The sequence below is a fragment of the Micromonospora sp. WMMD734 genome (assembly GCF_049178975.1).
Classification (GTDB): Bacteria; Actinomycetota; Actinomycetes; order Mycobacteriales; family Micromonosporaceae; genus Micromonospora; species Micromonospora wenchangensis.
In genome coordinates, this window is record NZ_JBMHMK010000001.1 from 1269756 (window position 1) to 1284934 (window position 15179).

The window sequence follows — 15179 nt, forward strand, 5'->3', positions numbered from 1 at the left end:
CGCCCCGCCGGCCGTTGTGGGGGCATGACCACGACGACCGGGCCGACCACCGACAGGCGTACCGCCGTGCACCGGCTGCTGCTGCGTCTCGCCGGGCAGGCCCCGGACGAGGTGGTCAGCGCGGCCCGGCAGTGGCTCGCGGCGGGTCAGTTGGCCGAGGTGGCCCAGGCGGTGGCGTTCACCTGCCTGACCGGGGGCGTCGCGCTCACCGCGTCCGAGCGTGTCCTGCTCACCGGGATCCTGCACGACACCGGCGCGGACGGCGACGTGCTCGCCGGACTGGTCACCGGCGAAGCCCCGCCGGTGGCGTACGGGATGGCCCCGGTGGGCCCGCAGGTGCTGGCCGGGGCCGACGGGCGGATGCCGTACAGCATGGACCTGACCGTCGGCGGGGACGGCCCCGGCGGGCCCGACGACCTCGACCGGGCCGCCGTCGCCGCCGTGACCGCCGCACCCGGGCCGGTGGGGCTCTGGCGGTCCTGGCGGTACCCGGCCGTCGCCGCGCGGTATCCGCAACCGAAGCGGCTCTACCTCGTGCAGGGCCCGGAACCGGTGGCCCTCGCCGCCCGGATCGCCACCACCCTGGAGGCGGCAGGTGAACGGCATCCGCTGGTGGAGGTCTTCGGCGAGCCGACGGACCTGCCGGAGTACCAGCGGCGGGCGTTGGCCTACTCGGCGCTGCTCTGGGCGGACCGCCCCGCCACCCCGCTGCGGCTGGCCACCCCGCCGGACCCCGCCGCCCCACCCGGCACCCTCACCGACGACGAGGCGGAACGGGTCGTCGACTACCTCGGCGCGGGGGTGCCGCTGCTGGCCAGCCCGCACCGCTCGGCCGACGGCTTCGACCCGGCGTCGGCCGCCGACCCGGTGCCCACGGGCGTCCGGGGCGACGGCCGGTGGCTGTGGTCGGAGGCGGTCACCTACTACGCCGACCAGTACGGGTTCGCCCCCGAACCGGACCTGCTCGCGGCGATCCGGGCCGCCGACTACACCGCACCGACCCTCGACGCGGTGGCGGTGCACCGGTCGTTGTCGTACCTCTTCGCGGCGATGTGCGACCCCGACCGGACCGGGGTGAACCAGCACGCCGGACCCGCCGTTGTGGAGGCATGAGCGTGCCGTCGGCGATGCACCGGCTCCTGCTGCGGATCGCCGGGCAGGCGCCCGCCGCGTTGCTCGGCACCGCCCGCGCCGGGCTGGCCGACGGTGCGGTGACCGAGGTGGCCCGGATGGTGGCCTTCGCCGCCCTCGCCCGGCAGATCCGGCTGACCGACCCCGACGTGCTGCTGCTCACCGGGGTGCTCACCGCCGCCGGTGTGCCCGACGACCTGCTCGCCGACCTGCCCCGCGCCGGGGACGACCACACCCCGCCGTACACCTGGACGCCGGACCCGCCCACCGGGCGTGCGCCGACCGGAGGCGGTCACGCCGCCGGCACACCCGCCTCGGCCGCAGAGGTCCAGGGCACGTCCGGCGGGGAGGTCCAGGCCGTCTCCGGCGGCCTGGACGAGGTCGACCGGGCCGCCGTCGACGCCCTCGGCAACGGGGAGACGCAACCCGTCGGGCTGTGGCGGGTCTGGCGACGCCCCGCCCCGGCGACGCCGTACCCGCCGGCCACCCGGGTCTACCTGGCCCAGGCCCGCGCCGGGGCGGTCGCGCTCACCGTCCGGCTCCAGGCCGCCCTGGTGGCGGTGGGGGAGACCGATCCGCTGGTCGAGGTCTTCGGGCACCTGGCCGGGCTGCCCGCGTACCACAGGCGTGCGCTGGCGGGGGCCGTCCTGCTCTGGGCCGCCCGACCGGCCGAGCGGGTACGCGTCGCGGCGACCTTCGACACCCTCGACGCGACCGGGAACCCGACGTTCGGCCCCGACCGGGCGCGACTGTCGATCGAGGAGGCGAACCGCGTCGCCGGCTACCTCGCCGCCGGAGTTCCCCTGCTCACCGGCGTGGCCCGGGTGCCCGACGTGGTGACCCCGGGCCGTACGGTGCCGGTCGACCTGCTCGGCGACGGCCGGTGGATCTGGTCCGCCGCCACCGGGCACTACCTCACCCGGTACCGGATCGCCCCGGACGAGGGCCTGCTGGCGGCGATCCGGGCGGCCGGCTACGCGCCCCCCGACGTGGACGCGGTGGCGGTGCACCGGTCCCGGGCGGCGCTGGTCGAGGCCACCGGCGTGGTCGGACGGTCGGCGGGCTGACCGGCGATGACCGACCCTCGTGAGCCCGTCCACACCGGCACCGTCGGTGCGGTGCTCCTCGTCCATGCCGCCACGGAGCCCTACGCCGCCCTGGCCGGGGTGGCCGCCAGGTTGCCGGCCGATCCGGACCGTACCGTGGTGCTCTGCTCGACGACCGTGTCCGCCCGGCCGGACCTGTTCGACCTCCTGGCCGACCTGCTGCCCCGCCAGCTCGGCGGGTCGGCCGCCGGGTTCCGGCTGGTCCCGCTCGGCGGCTACGCCGACCCGGCGGCGGTGCCGGGCCGGGCGGCCGGGCTCGCCACGGATCTCGGGATCGACGGGGCGGTGCCGCTGGACGCCCCGGCCGTGTCCACCCGCGCGGTGCCGGCGGCCCGCCGGTGGATCGTCGCCGACGGCGGGCCGGCCCGACCGGAGCACCCGCCCGCCGCCTGGTGCCCACCGCCCGCCGGACCGTCCGGACCGTCCCGACCCGACGGCGGCCCCGAGGGCTGGCTGGTCGCCCCGGTCGGGGACGGCTACACGTGGCTGCCCGCCGGGTGGCCACCGCCGGCAACCGGGCCGCACCACCCCGGACCCGCCGGACCCGCCGGGCCCGCCGGGTCCGCGCTGGCTGCCGAACCTGTTCCTCACGCTGTGCCTGCCCCGTCCGGCGGGCCTGCCCCGTCCGACGGGCAGGTTCCGTCCGGCGGGGGCGCGGAGCGGACGGGTGACGGTGGCCCGGGAACCCCCGGCGGCGTGCCGGGACGGCCGGTCCCCGGCGGCTGGTCGTTCCTGCCCGCTCCTGCCGACACACCGACGGTCGGCACGCCGGCGGGGCGGGACGACCCCGCGGACCCGGGACGACAGGCCCCGGTGCCGCTCGACGTGTTCCTGGTCGAGGTGGCGCTCGGTGCTGGCGGCTTCCAGGTGGCCGGCCGACCGGTGCCGCCCGGGGTGCTCGCCGGTCACCTCGCGGCCCTCCGGCGCGACGGACGACCCGTGGTGCTCTGTGGGGACGTGCCTTACCCCGCCGCCGCCGGGATGCTGTTCGGGGCCCTCGCCGACGCCCTCGGCGCTCCGGTCGTCGCCGGTGACGCCCGGGTAGAGGTCACCGCGTCGGGGCTGCTGACCACCACGGGCACGTTCCGCCGGTGGCGTCCCCGGTCGGCGGCCGGCACCGCCCGGACGGTGACCGACCTCGGTCCGGTGCTCCCCACCCCGGCCGCCCTGCCCACGGGGCCTGCCACGCCACCTGTCGCGCCCGGCACACCCGAACCGCCCGCTGCCGCGCCTGCCACGACAGGTGCCGCGCCTGCCGTGACCGCCGCCCGTCCGGCCGGGCCGGCCGCCGCGCCGTCGGACGGCTCCGGTGCGGCAGGCGACACCCCGGGCGTGCTCCTGGTCGGCGTGTCCGCGTCGGCCGTCGACCCGGCGGTCGTGCCGGCGGACGGTGCGCACCGGTGGCAGCGGCTCGCCGTGCCCCGGCTCGACCTGCTGCGGGTGGCGTCGCCGGCGGTGACCGGGGACGGCGCTCCGCCGGCCCCGGAGCCGACGGCCGCGCCCCCGCCCGTCCCGCAGGACGCCCGGCCCGGCCCGACCGCGCCGCCCGCCGCAGCCGACGACCCGGTGACCGTGCCCCCCGGGCGGACGGACACCCCTGCCGGGTCGCCCGGGCCGCCGGCCGGCCGGCCGGAACCGGTTCCCGGCCCGGTGGCCGGCGACCCCGGCGTGCCGCCGGTCGTCGTTCCCGGGCCGCGTCCGGCCCCGCCGGGCCCGACGCGGGTTCCGGTGACGGTCCGGCTGGACGCAGGCACGCCCACCGCCGGGGACCGTACGGCCCTGCGGCGGATCCTCGCCGGGCGCTACGACTCGTACACGCAGGTGGTGACGCGGACCCTGGCGGAGGAACCCGGCCTGCGGGTGGCCGCGGTGAGCGCGCCGGACCTGCCGGCGGGCCTGGTCGCCGTCCGTGCCTACTGCACCGGCGAACGGGAGGCGGTGAACGCGGTCCTGCGTGGCGACGCCGCGCCGGCCGACGATCCGACGGCGCTGGCCCGCTGGGTGGGCTACGGACTGCGTCGCCTGCCCGTGGTCTTCGGCCCGGTCTTCCGCGCCGCGACCGGCCCGCCGCCGGGCGGCTACCCGCCCGGCACGCTGCTGGTGGAGCCGGCCTTCCTCGACGTCGACGCCACGCCCACGCCGGTGCCGGACGCCGGGGTGCAGTTCGTGATCTGGTCCGTCGGCGCCCGCCGGCTGGGCGGTCTCGGCGCGGCCGGCACCGGGGCCCGCGCCGCGCCGGCCGGCGTCCACACCGGACCCCGGGCCGACGGTACGGCGGTCTTTCCCGCCGGGACCTGTTTCCAGGTGCTCGCGGACGAGCCGGTGGGCGACGGTGGGCCGCGGCAGGTCTTCCTGCGGGAGTTGCCGGGCGGCCGGCCGGCCCCGGGCGGGGAACAGACGCTGCGGCGGTTGCGGGCGGTCGCCGGGGTGGGCGATGCGGCAGACGGCGGCACCCCGCCGTTGCCGGTGGGGATCGGCGTCGACGGGGCGGGGCGGTTGTTCGCCCTGCCGTCGGGGTGACCGCGGTGGCGGCGGGCGGCACGACGCGACCCGCCCACCGCCGGCCGGACGGCGGCGGACGGTTCCGGTGGGCGGACGGGACGCGGGGCGCGGGATCAATCAGACGAAAGTGTGGTGAGGGGTGAGCAGCACCGTGATGGCGGTTTCCCAGACGGAGCCGGGCTGTCAACCGACGATTGCCGGCGCGTTGGCGGTCGCCCCGGTGGGCGCCACCGTCGTCGTACAGCCGGGGGTGTACCGGGAGCAGGTCCAGCTCGGTGGCGACGTCACGTTGATCGCCGAGGAGGGGCCGGGCACGGTCACCATCGACGGCGGTGAGGGGGTGGCGCTCTTCGTCGGTGCGGGCGAGGTGACGTTGCACGGGATCGAGCTGGTAGGTGGCGGTGGGCAGCTCCCGACGGTCCAGGTCGGCGGCGGTCGGCTGGAACTCACCAGGTGCGGCGTACGGGCCGCGGGCGTCGTCGCGGTGCACGTCCCCCGTGGGGAGCTGTCCATGCGGGACTGCCGGGTGGGCAACCCCGCCGGAGCGGGTCTGCTGTTCGAACGCGCCGGCACCGGCGAGGTCGTCCGCACCACGGTCGCCGGGATCGGCACCGTGGCGGTGGCCGTCGCCGGGGGCGACCCGGTGCTGCGCGGGTGCACGGTCACCGACGTACGCGGCACGGCGGTGCTGTGCACCCGGGGCGGCCGGGGGCTGGTGGAACAGTGCGTGGTCACCGCCGTCGACGGCCCCGGCCTGCTGGTCGAGGACGGCACGATCCGGCTGGTCGACACCCGGATCGTGGACACCGCCGGCCCCGCGGTGCTGGTGACCGGGGGCAGCCCCGAGCTGACCGGCTGCGAGCTGCGTACGGCGACCGGCCCGGCGGTGCTGGTCGACGGGACGGCCGACCCGACGCTGCGCGACTGCGTCGTCGGGGCCGGCAGCGGGCACGGGCTCAGCGTGCAGGCCGCCGCCACCGGCAGCTACCTGGGGTTACGGGTCGAGGTGGACACCGGTGCGGCGGTGGTGGCCAGTGGCACGGCGGCACCCCGGATCGAGGGCGGCACGCTGACCGCCACCGACGGGGTCGGCCTGCTCTTCGCCGACGCGGCGACCGGCAGCGCCCGGGAGGTGACGATCGTCCGGACCCGGTCCGGACTGCTGGCCCGGGGCACCTCCCGGCCCGAGGTCGACGACCTGACCGTCACCGCGCCGACCCAGGAGGGGCTGCGGGTCGCGGAGGCGGCCCGGCTCCGGGCGCGACGGGGGGCGGTGACCGACGCCGGCTCGGCCGGGGTGTCGGTGACCGACGGGGAACTGACGGTGGAGGGGATGACCCTGCGCGACTGCGCCACCGGTCTCGTCGTGTCGGCCGGGCGGCTGCGGGCCACCGGCGTGGACGTGCTCGGCAGCCGGGGTGCCGGGCTGACCGCGCAGCGCGGGGCGACGGTGCAGCTGCGGCGCAGCCGGGTGCGGGGTAGCGACGGCCCCGGGGTGTGGTTGGCCGGCGAGTCGCAGGGTGAGGTGACCGGGTGCGAGGTGTTCGGCAACACCGGACCGGGGGTGCTGGTGCAGACCCGTCGGCCGGTCCGGCTGGTCGACACCGCGCTGCGGGGCAACGGGGGCGGTCGGCTGCGTACCACGGTGGACGACGCCGCGGTGGAACTCGTCGGCACCGACGCCGGTCCCGCGCCCACCGGCCGGGGCGGTGACCCGCTGCCCGCCGGCCCGGCGGACGGGCCGCACCGACCGCCGGAGCCGGCCGGGCGACCCGACCCGGCGGTCCCGGCGCGCGCCGCCGAGCCCGCCGTGCCGGCGACGCCGTCGGCCGGTGCTCCGCCCGCCGACGACCCGGCCGCGCCGCTGCTGGCCGAACTGGACACGCTGGTCGGCCTGGCCGGGGTGAAGCGGGAGGTGGCGACCCTGGTCGGGTTGCACCGGATCAGCCGGCGACGGGCCGCCGCCGGGCTGCCCGCCCCGCCCATGTCCCGGCACATGATCTTCGCGGGTGCGCCGGGCACCGGGAAGACCACGGTGGCCCGGCTCTACGGCCGCATCCTGGCCGCCCTCGGCGTGCTGCCCGGCGGGCAGCTGGTCGAGGTGGCCCGCGCCGACCTGGTCGCCGAACACATCGGCGGTACGGCGGTGAAGACCACCGAACGGTTCAGGGAAGCCATCGGCGGGGTGCTGTTCATCGACGAGGCGTACACCCTGGCCCCGGTCGACGGCGGCGGCTCGGGGCACGACTTCGGTCGGGAGGCGGTCGACACGCTGGTCAAGCTGATGGAGGACCACCGCGACGAGGTGGTGGTGATCGTCGCCGGTTACTCGGCGCAGATGCGTACGTTCCTGGCGGCGAACCCGGGGTTGGCCTCCCGGTTCTCCAAGACCGTCGAGTTCGAGAGCTACACCTCCCCGGAGCTGGTGCAGATCGTCGAGCGGCTGTGCAGCAGCCACCACTACGCCCTGGAGTACGACACCCGGATCGCCCTGGAGTCGTGGTTCGAGTCGATGCCGCGTACCGGGTCGTTCGGCAACGCCCGGGTGGCCCGGCAGACCTTCGAGGAGATGGTCAGCCGGCAGGCGTTCCGGCTGTCCGGCAGCGGCGCCGCCTCCGGGGTGGAGCTGGCCCAGCTGCTGCCGCAGGACCTCGACGAGTCGGCGGCCGGCCCGCCCGACGACGAGCCGCCCGCCGGTGCGGTGGACGCGCTGCTGGCCCGGCTGCACGCCATGATCGGGTTGGACGCGGTGAAGCAGGAGGTGGCCGACCTGATCGACCTGCTGGCCGCTGCCCGGACCCGGGTACGGGCCGGCCTGCCCGCGCCGTCGGTCTCCCGGCACCTGGTCTTCTCCGGGCCACCGGGAACTGGCAAGACCACCGTCGCCCGGCTCTACGGGCAGCTGTTGACCGCGCTGGGGGTGTTGCGGGGCGGCCAACTGGTCGAGGTGGCCCGCGCCGACCTGGTGGGCGAGTACGTCGGGCACACCGCGCACCGCACCCGGGAGGCGTTCGAACGGGCCCGGGGCGGGGTGCTGTTCATCGACGAGGCGTACACGCTGGCACCGCCGGACGCCCGCAACGACTTCGGTCGGGAGGCGATCGACACGCTGGTGAAGCTGATGGAGGACCACCGCGACGAGGTGGTGGTGATCGTCGCCGGTTACGAGGCGGAGATCGCCCAGTTCCTCGCCGCGAACGCCGGGCTGGCCTCCCGGTTCTCCCGCCGGGTCCACTTCGCCCCGTACACCGCCGACGAGCTGGTCGCCATCTTCGAGGGGCTGGCCCGCGCCGGCGGGTACGACTGCCCCGGGGACACGCTGACCGCGCTGCGCCAGCACTTCGAGCAGGCCCCGCACGGTCCGGCCTTCGGCAACGGCCGGTACGCCCGTCAGGTGCTCGACGAGGCGGTGACCCGGCAGGCGGGTCGGCTGCGTGGGCTGACCGGGCCGACCGTCGCGGACCTGCGTACCCTGCGGGCCGAGGACGTCACCCCGGTGGCGGCGTCGCATGGCTGACCGGCCCGGTGGCACGGTGTGGCGGCTGCGGCCGGTGGACCGTCCGCATCGGAGCCGGCCGCGCCGCCGGACCACGGGCGGCATCAGCGGCAGCGGGTCCGACGGTGCCCCGTATGCTCTCCTGGATCGACGTGGGACCGGAGCTGCGGGCGCGCCCGCGCGGCCGGTCACGCGGACGGTGAGCGTGCTGGGGAGGCACCGGTTGGCAGGTCTTTCTCGCGGGCCGGACGCGGACGCGCCGGGCGGGGCGGGCATCGGGGTGGCGGCAGCAGTCGACCCGGACGCGTCGGCCGTCGACGCCGGGCCCCCGCCACCCGCCCCCGACGCGCGCCTGCGGGAGCTGCACGCGGTGCACGCCGAGCCGCTGTTCCGGTTCCTGCTCCGGCTGGCCTCAGGTGAACGGCAGCTCGCCGAGGATCTGCTGCAGGAGACGATGATGCGGGCCTGGCGCAGCATCGACAGCCTCGCCGCCGACCTGGAGACCCAACGGCGCTGGCTGTTCACCGTGGCCCGCCGGGTCGCCATCGACGTGGCGCGGGCCCGGCAGGCCCGCCCGACCGAGGTCGGCGCGCTGGACCTCAACCGGATTCCGGCGACCGCCGACGTGGCGGAGCGGGTGGTGACGGCGCGAACCATCCGCGACGCGCTGCCGAAGATCAGCGTCGAGCACCGCCGGGTGGTGGAGGCGGTCTACTTCCGGGGGCTCTCCACCGCCGAGATCGCCGCGGAGTTCGGCATCGCCGAGGGCACCGTCAAGTCCCGCGCCCACTACGCCCTGCGCGCGTTGCGCGCCGTCATCGGGGAGGTCGACGGTGCGTGAGGCGTCCACCACGACCGCGATGGCATACGATGACGGCGGCGGGGCCGCGAGGCGCTGCCTCCCCGAGCAGAGCTGACAGGCCATGACCGACCTCCGAAGCGACAGCGACGCCCCCGGTCCGGTGGCCCACGCCCCCCTGGAGCAGTGCGCTCCCTACCTCTGGGGTGACCTCGATCCGCAGGACGAGTGGGAGTTCGAACGCCACCTCGGCACCTGCACGATCTGCCTCGACGAGTGTGACCGGCTGGCCCCCCTGGTGGGGGCGTTCGCGGGGCTGACCCCGGGCGAGATCGCCGACCTGCGTACCGATCCGGTCGACGTCACCGCACCGGCCCTCCCGACCGCCACCCCGACCCCTGACGCCGTCCCGACCTCCACCGCCGTCCCGGCCCTCGGTGAGGCTCCGGCCCCCGCGCCCGCCCCCGACCTGCCGACCCCCGAGCCCACGTCGGTCTCCGAGACGCTGCCGGCCCCCGGACTCCCGCCGGCCGCCGCGTCGCGCCCGGGACCGGCGGACCGGCCGCCCTCCCGGGACGCGGGCGGGCGGGGTCCGGCCGGCCGCGCGTCCGACCGGTCCCGGCGGGGTCGACGGCGGTGGCTCGTCGCCGGCACGCTCGCCATGGTCGCGGCGGTGTCCCTGGGGGTGACCCTCGGGCAGCGGCAGCAGGGCGGCGCGCCCGACGCCCGGCAGTCCACCGTCAACCCGGTCGCCGCCGGGGTGACGGTGGAGGGGGTCGGTGCGGCCACCCGGTTGTCCGTCACCGTCTCGGCCCGCCCCGACGGCCCCGGGTCGGCTTCCGACGTACGGGCCACCGTGCTCGGCCTGACGGCGGGGGTGGAGTACCGGCTCTATGCGGTCGCCGCCGACACCCGCACCTACCAGGTGGCACAGTGGACGGCGACCGCCGGGCCGCAGGAGGTCACCGGGGAGATCCCCGCCGCCGTCGACACGCTGGCGTTCTTCGCCGTCGCGGAGACCGACGGGACGGCACTGGTGTCGGCCCGGATCGGCCGCCCCGCCGGCCCCCGCTAGACCTTCACCCGCGTCCACTTCTGGTTGGCCTCACCGGTGCACGTCCACAGTTGCAGGCCGGTGCCGTTGGCGGTGGACCAGTCCCGGATGTCGACGCACCTGCCGATCGCCGAGTTGACCAGGTCACCGGAGCCGTTGATCCAGAATTTCTGCGCCCAGCCGCCGTTGCAGGTCGCCAGCTGGATGCGGGTGCCGTCGGCGCTGGAGGCGTCCGCCAGGTCCATGCAGAGCGACCCCATCCGGATCGTGCCGTCGCCGCCGAACGTCCACTTCTGCCGGGCCGAGCCGTTGCAGTCCCAGATCACCAACTGCTGGCCGTCCACGGCCGACGGGGCGTACAGGCAGGTGCTGCCGTACCCGCGGATGCGGTAGCCGGTGGAGGCCGCCGGCGCCGGCGCGGGGGTGGTCGGACGGGCCGCCGCCTGCGTGGACGGGGCGCCTGCCGCCGGGGCGGGTCTGGTCGGGTTGACGCCGGCTCTGGTCGGGTTGCCGGCCGGGCCGGGGCCCGCGCCGGCGGGCGTGGGCGGCAGGGCCAGCACCGGGCCCCGGGTGCCGGCCGGCAGTGGCGGACGCGGGGACGGACGCCCACCGAGCCGGGGGTCCTGGGCGTAGAAGGCGGCGTAGGCGAGGACCCGGCCGGCGTTCTCGTCCACCGTGCCCAGGTCGGGTGCGCCGCCGGCCTGTACCCCCGGCCCCCACTGGAAGGCGGCCAGCGCGAGCGGATACGGGTCGGCGGTGAGCCCACCCAGGTCGGTGGTGAGGGCGCACATCGTCTTGCCGAGCGTGGCGATCGCCGTCGCGGCGTCCCACGGTGACTGGCCGGCGGTCGCGTAGCGGCTCCACACGGTGGGCAGGAACTGGGCGATGCCCTGCGCGCCGTTGGGGCCGAGCAGGTTCGGGTTGAACCCGGACGCCGCCATGAGCTGACCGGCGATCTTCGCCGGGGTCACCGCCGGGCAGGTCCGGCCGGCGGCGAGGATCGCCGCCAGGTGCTCGTCGGGGATGGGGCGTGGCGCGCTGCCGGCGGGCGGCGCGGGTGGGGCGGGCGTCGGTGAGGCGTCCGCCGCGTCCGGGTCGAAGTCGGGCTGCCGGGAGTACCACTCGGCGTAGCCGACGACGGTCCGCACGTACCCGGCCGCCGCGTCGGGGACGCCCCGGTCGGCCTGGACGGCGGGCATCCCGGAACGGTGCGCGGCGAGCGCGAGCTGCCAGGTGTCTCCGTCGATGTCGCCGTGCGACACCTGCCCGACGAGGTCGCACATGTGGTGGGCCAGCGCGACGATGTTCGCGGCGACGTCCAGCCGGGGCGCGTCGGGCCAGGGCAGCCACCGCTGCCAGAGTTCGTCGGTGAGCCCGGCCACCCCGGAGCCGCCGTCGTCGGTGCGGGCGTCGGCCACGAACCCGGAGGCGGCCATGAGCTGACCGGCCAGCCGGGGCGCGGTGAGGGTCGGGCAGGAGAGCGCGGCCTGGGCGATCAGGGGCACCTGCTCGGCGGGGACCGGTTTGCCCTCCACGGTCTGGGCGGTGGCCGTGCCGAACCCGGTGCTGGCGGCGAAGCCGGCGAGGACGGCGAGCGCCAGCGCCATCAGCCCGGCGACGATCCGCGCCACGATCGGCGGGCCGGGCAGGCGGGACATTGCCCGTCGGACGACGCCGGCCAGTGGTGACAGCCGTTGCCGCACCCCACCGACGAGTCGTTCTAGCCGCCGGCGGTGGGACGTGGAGGTCAGTGGCACCGGTGCGCTCCTCGACAGGCTGTGGCTTCGACCTCTCAACGCACTGAGCCAGCCGAAGGTTCAGTCGGATCAGTGTGGAGTTTGCCGGGTGCCGGTGATCGTGGCGCTGCCGGGGTGGATGGTCCGGGCCGCCGGGCTCTGCGGGCAGCGCCGACGCCGCCGGTCGCGCGGAAACGGTGGCCGCCGCTCAGGAACCGACGCCCACGCCCAGGGCGCGCTTGTCGGGTTTGCCGCTCGGCCCCACCGGCACCCCGGTGATCACCTCGACGGTCGTCGGGACGGCGGCCGCACCGAGGGCCGCCGCGACCCGGGCGCGCAACCGGCCGACGTCCAACGGGTGGCCGGCCGCCGGCACCACGTACGCGTGCACCGCCTCGCCGGTGACGTCGTCGGGACGGCTGACCACGTACGCCTCGGCGACGGCGGGGTCGGCGGCGAGCTCCCGTTCGATCGGGCCGGCGTACACCAGGTTCGCGTTGACGATGATCACGTCCCGGGCCCGGCCGGACAGGTGCAGGTAGCCGTCGGCGTCCAACCGGGCCAGGTCGCGGGTGCGTACCCAGCCGTCGGTGAACACCTCGGCGCTCTCGGCCGGGTCGCCCCAGTAGGCGTCGGCCTGTGCCGGGGTCCGGACGAAGAGTTCGCCCTCGGTGGCCGGCCGGCCGTCGGCTTCGCGGATGGACAGGTCGACCACCTCGGGCGCGCGTCCGACCGAGGCGAGCCGGCCCGGGTCGGCCAGCAGCTCGGCCGGGGTGACCATCGCGATCATGCCGGTCTCGGTCTGCCCGTAGCCGTGGAAGACGACCGGGCCGAGCACGTCGAGCGCCTCGGCGAGCCGGGACGCGGTGAGCGGTGATCCGGAGACCAGGAGCGCCCGCAGGCTGCCCAGGTCGACCGGGTCGGCGCGCTGGTCGCGGACGAGCTGGTGCAGCTTGCCGACGGTGATCACGCTCGCGGTGGCCCGGTGCCTGGTGATCATGCCGGGGAAGCCGGGCGGGCGGGCGGCGACCAGGGTGCCCCCGGCGGCCAGGGTGAGGATGCCGTACTCCAGCATCACCTGGCTGCTCAGCGAGCCGAAGACCAGGTAGCGCCCCAGCCGGGGGGCGAGCTCGGCGATCGCCGGCGGCCACCGGTCGGGGTGGGCCGCCCAGGCCGCGCTCATCGCCGCGTACGTCTGGGCGCAGCCCTTGGGGTGGCCGGTGCTGCCGCTGGTCCAGGTGATCCGGGCGACGTCACCGGGCCGGCCGGCGGCGACCAGGGGGCTGCCGTCGTCGCGGGTCCGGGCCAGGGTGGCGAGTCGGGCGTCGTCGACGAGCAGCGCGTCATCGCTGGCCAGCAGCCGGTCGAGTTGCGCCGGGGTCAGCTCGGGCCGGATGCCGGAGACCCGGGCGCCGACGGTGAACGCGGCGAGGACACCGGCGAGCGCCTCCGGGGTGACCCCGATCCGCAGCGCCACCGCGCGACCCGGCCCGATGCCGGCGGCGCGCAGGCCGCTGGCGGTCCGCCGGACCAGGTCCGCCAGTTCGGCCGCGCCGACGGTCCGGTCGCCGTCCTCGAAGACCGGCCGGTCACCGCCGGTGGTGAGCAGCCGCAGCACGGGCTGCGGCCACAGCTCACCACCGGCGGTGGCCCCGGCCCGGTCGCGGTCCGCCGACCCGCGACCGGTCCGGTCGTGCCCGCCGTGGTGGCCGGGCCCCGTCGCGCGGCGGTCGGCGTGCTGGTGCTCCGCCGCGCGACGGCCGTCGTTGTCGTGCTCAGCCGGCATCGGACAGGACGCCCTTGAGGAACAGCGCCAGGGGTTGCTGGTGCACGCCGGGCAGGTCCCAGTTGTTCTCCAGGTTCTCGGCGAGGTGGTGGGTGGCGACGAGCCGCCCGCCCCGGTGCACCCGGACGACGGGGTGCAGGTAGCTGGCGTCGTGGGCGCGTTCGGCGTCGTTCTCGGCGATCCGGGGGACGGTGATGTCGAACGGGTCGACCTGGTCGTGGTCCGGGCCGTACTCCAGGGTGGTCACCACCGCGAACGGCTCGGGTCCCAGGCCGCCGTCGTGCAGGTAGGCCACCGGCACCTCCTCGTGGTAGCGCGCGACACCGTCGGCGATCACGACGACGTCGCCGAGGACGGTGAACTGCTGCCACAGCGCGGAGGTGCGGTTGATCCGGGCGATGATCGCATCCGTGATCGCCTCGGGGGTAGCGTCCAGGGTGGTCGACGGCCACGGCGTGCCGTGGTGCCTGGCGTTCAGCATCCGGTGCAGGGCGCGTACGCCGTACCGGAAGCCGTGGATGAAGCCGTTGGTGGAGCGTTTGAAGTCGCGCTGCTGGGTGAGGGTGCCGGCGAAGTACAGGCCGGGCACGTTCACCGACTCGAAGCCGGAGGTCTGCTCGGGGAAGCGGTCGTTGATGACCAGCCGGGGCCGCGCCGACGGGTCGAAGATGTCCGCGTCGAACCGGAAACCGGTGCACAGGATGATCCGGTCGTAGTCGAGCTGCCGCAGCGACTCGCGGGTACGGGCGTACCGGAAGTCGATCCGGTAGCCGCCGTCGTCGCGGCGGGCGATCCGCTCGACGGTGCCGTCGAGGACGGCGTTCTGCGACTTGAGCTGGTAGGTGTCGAGGAAGTTGTTGTTCACCGCGCGCAGGTGCCCGACGTAGTGCGTCTGCCAGGCCAGCCGGATCGAGTGCGGGCCGGCGACGTGGATGACGGCGGCGGTCTCGACCAGGGCGTCGGCGGTCTCGAAGGCCGAGTTGCCCTTGCCGATGATCAGGACCCGCTGGTTGGTGAAGTCGTCCGGGTCGACGCTGACGGTGTCGTAGCGTTCGGCGAGGTCGACGCCCTCGATCGGCGGCACGTACACCTGGGAGACGCCGGTGGCCACGACGACCCGGCGGGCGGTCAGCGTGTCGCCGCCGGCCTCGACGGTGAACAGGTCGCCGTCGTGGGCGATCCGGGTGACCCGGGTGTCGTAGCGGACCCGCAGCCCGTCGGCGAAGGCGGCGAGGTAGCGCACCATGTCGTCGGCGTCGGGGAAGTAGCGCCGGCTGAAGTTGCGGAACAGCAGCGCCGGATCGTCGGTGAGCAGCGAGTTCCAGTCGGAGCGCAGGTTGAACTCCGGATCGTCGGAACCGGTCCAGACCTTGTTGATGGAGATCAACTGGCGGTGCCGCGGGTAGCGGCCGAAGAACGTGCCCGGCGTCGGTCCGGCCTCCAGCACCAGATGGTCGCGGCCGTCGCGCTCCAGCAGGGCGGCGAGTTGGAGCCCGGCCGGCCCGGCTCCGATGATCAGGTAGTCGAGCGTCATGCGGCGCACCGTATCGGCCCGATTTCAGAGCGTTC

Annotated in this window: 9 protein-coding genes; 6 read left to right on the forward strand and 3 right to left on the reverse strand. The window is 76.3% G+C overall.

Translation table 11 applies throughout. The annotated features are described in order from the left end of the window. The first annotated feature begins 24 nt into the window (after positions 1–24). The 6 genes from ACN267_RS05260 (at position 25) to ACN267_RS05285 (ending at position 10109) form a co-directional block, all read left to right on the forward strand. Positions 25–1113, forward strand: coding sequence for a hypothetical protein (locus ACN267_RS05260; protein ID WP_421488067.1), 1089 nt, complete (start codon positions 25–27; stop codon positions 1111–1113). Then, entirely contained in the window at positions 1110–2198 is a 1089-nt protein-coding gene (locus ACN267_RS05265; protein WP_421488068.1) for a hypothetical protein, read from the forward strand. Before ACN267_RS05260 ends, ACN267_RS05265 begins: the two co-directional genes overlap by 4 nt. 6 nt (positions 2199–2204) lie before the next feature. Further along, positions 2205–4757 carry a hypothetical protein gene (locus ACN267_RS05270; RefSeq protein WP_421488069.1) on the forward strand — a complete coding sequence of 851 codons (2553 nt, stop codon included), beginning with the start codon at positions 2205–2207 and terminating at the stop codon, positions 4755–4757. Positions 4758–4878: 121 nt separating this feature from the next. Continuing rightward, positions 4879–8256: an AAA family ATPase gene (locus ACN267_RS05275; RefSeq protein ID WP_421488070.1), complete on the forward strand. Its 3378-nt coding sequence runs from the start codon at positions 4879–4881 to the stop codon at positions 8254–8256. A gap of 202 nt (positions 8257–8458) precedes the next feature. Continuing rightward, a complete protein-coding gene (locus tag ACN267_RS05280) occupies positions 8459–9076 on the forward strand; it encodes a sigma-70 family RNA polymerase sigma factor (RefSeq protein ID WP_421488071.1) in 618 nt (205 codons plus the stop codon). Between the two features lie 82 nt (positions 9077–9158). Beyond that, the gene (locus tag ACN267_RS05285) at positions 9159–10109 is read left to right on the forward strand and encodes a hypothetical protein (protein WP_204961576.1); all 951 of its coding nucleotides are present in this window, start codon (positions 9159–9161) and stop codon (positions 10107–10109) included. On the opposite strand, the gene ACN267_RS05290 is transcribed toward ACN267_RS05285, so the two are convergent. The 3 genes from ACN267_RS05290 to ACN267_RS05300 all read right to left on the reverse strand — a co-directional run bounded on the left by ACN267_RS05290 (position 10106) and on the right by ACN267_RS05300 (position 15144). Beyond that, positions 10106–11845 carry a ricin-type beta-trefoil lectin domain protein gene (locus ACN267_RS05290; RefSeq protein ID WP_204961577.1) on the reverse strand — a complete coding sequence of 580 codons (1740 nt, stop codon included), beginning with the start codon at positions 11843–11845 and terminating at the stop codon, positions 10106–10108. The genes ACN267_RS05285 and ACN267_RS05290 overlap by 4 nt on opposite strands. Positions 11846–12032: 187 nt before the next feature. Continuing rightward, positions 12033–13610 carry a class I adenylate-forming enzyme family protein gene (locus ACN267_RS05295; protein ID WP_421488072.1) on the reverse strand — a complete coding sequence of 526 codons (1578 nt, stop codon included), beginning with the start codon at positions 13608–13610 and terminating at the stop codon, positions 12033–12035. Further along, on the reverse strand, positions 13600–15144 hold the full coding sequence (locus ACN267_RS05300; protein WP_421488073.1) for an NAD(P)-binding domain-containing protein: 1545 nt from the start codon (positions 15142–15144) through the stop codon (positions 13600–13602). Before ACN267_RS05300 ends, ACN267_RS05295 begins: the two co-directional genes overlap by 11 nt. Positions 15145–15179: the final 35 nt, after the last annotated feature.